The organism is Pantoea sp. B9002, assembly GCF_013385945.1.
Lineage (GTDB): Bacteria > Pseudomonadota > Gammaproteobacteria > Enterobacterales > Enterobacteriaceae > Pantoea.
Genome location: NZ_JACAPA010000167.1, coordinates 1 through 319, shown reverse-complemented (window position 1 = coordinate 319; position 319 = coordinate 1). Strand labels below are relative to the sequence as shown.

General features: G+C 54.5%; 2 pseudogenes. Both read right to left on the bottom strand.

What is annotated here, in order from left to right:
* Nucleotides 1–109 (bottom strand): annotated as a pseudogene (locus tag HX773_RS26100) (preprotein translocase subunit YajC); the annotation flags it as partial.
* Nucleotides 110–150: 41 nt separating this feature from the next.
* A pseudogene (locus HX773_RS25680) lies at nucleotides 151–319 on the bottom strand (queuine tRNA-ribosyltransferase family protein); the annotation flags it as partial.

The following is a 319-nucleotide window of genomic DNA, read 5'->3' as shown; positions in this document are numbered from 1 at the left end:
AGATGACCAGGAAGCCGACCAGGAAAATCCATTCGAAACCACCGCCCATCGGACCTGCGGCGGCAGGTGCAGCGGTGTCCGCCAGGGCGGAAGAGATGAAAAAGCTCATGTAGCACTCCAGTTGCAAAATTGATTCTAAGGTCTGAAAACTCAGTCCAAAGGCGGCACGGGAAGCCCGCGCTTGGCGTAGAAGGCATCGACAAAGGCGGCCAATGTACCCTGTTGAATAGCCTCGCGCAAACCAGCCATAAGCAGTTGGTAATGGCGCAAATTGTGGATGGTATTCAACATACTCCCCAGCATTTCGCCGCACTTGTCC